Origin of the sequence: Vibrio sp. 1641 (genome assembly GCF_033339995.1) — a bacterium.
In the GTDB taxonomy this organism is placed as follows: domain Bacteria; phylum Pseudomonadota; class Gammaproteobacteria; order Enterobacterales; family Vibrionaceae; genus Vibrio; species Vibrio alginolyticus.
In genome coordinates this window covers 1-773 of the sequence record NZ_JAWOVP010000128.1, presented here as the reverse complement: position 1 = coordinate 773, position 773 = coordinate 1, and the positions used below count along the sequence as shown (strand labels likewise).

1 protein-coding gene is annotated in these 773 nt (G+C 41.3%); it reads right to left on the bottom strand.

Translation table 11 applies throughout. The annotated features are described in order from the left end of the window. Window positions 1–66: 66 nt before the first annotated feature. On the bottom strand, window positions 67–773 hold a 707-nt coding region (locus tag R7Z47_RS24590; RefSeq protein ID WP_318130729.1), incomplete at its 5' end, for a DUF1853 family protein.

The window sequence follows — 773 nt, the reverse complement described above, 5'->3', positions numbered from 1 at the left end:
AATTAAACCTACTCTGACAAAAAGGCGACCAGATGGTCGCCTTTTTTACAACTCGTCGTTAACTCTCTATTTATGAGCCTTTGGATTTTGTGGCCAATTATCTGGCACGATAAACCAGAACTCGCCATCTGCTGTTTGTGCATGCTCAAATCGCTCCATTGGTTTTTCAATCGGCTGAGAAAAATCATCCGTACCAATAGCCCAGTTGGGTTTGCTTAAGTGGTAAAGCGGTTTATTGATCAAACTCCATTGGCTTTGATAACACCAATATCCACTGATTTGGCTTGGATTGAGAGCAAAGCCTAAGCACTCTTTCGGTGGTACTTCATTAGAAAATGGATTGATGTAAAGTCGCCCTTGCATCAACAAGCGTTCCTTTGGAGACTGAACCAGAGGAAGCATTTTTCTAAATTCAGGCCTTTCGCTCATTTTCAATTGGTGGGAGAGCATTCTATCCAGTTTTGTATGCAATTGATCGTGCGCGTTTGGGCCATACCAAACACCTTCATGTAAAAGATAAAACTTAATCGCTACTTCCCAATGTTCTAGTTGGTCCAATGTTCTATTTTTAAGTATGAGATCTATCGCACCGATGGTTTTTCCGTCGCTATCGTTGAGTTGAATTTCTTCTGCAACAATTTCATATTGTTCTGAATTCGCAAGTGCAGCGGTACATAAATGCTGATACAAAAAACCCAGTCTCGGGTTCCCTTGGTACTCTTCAGATTCATCCAGAGGTTTAATCGATAAGTCTTCCAATGTTGCGAAAGGAG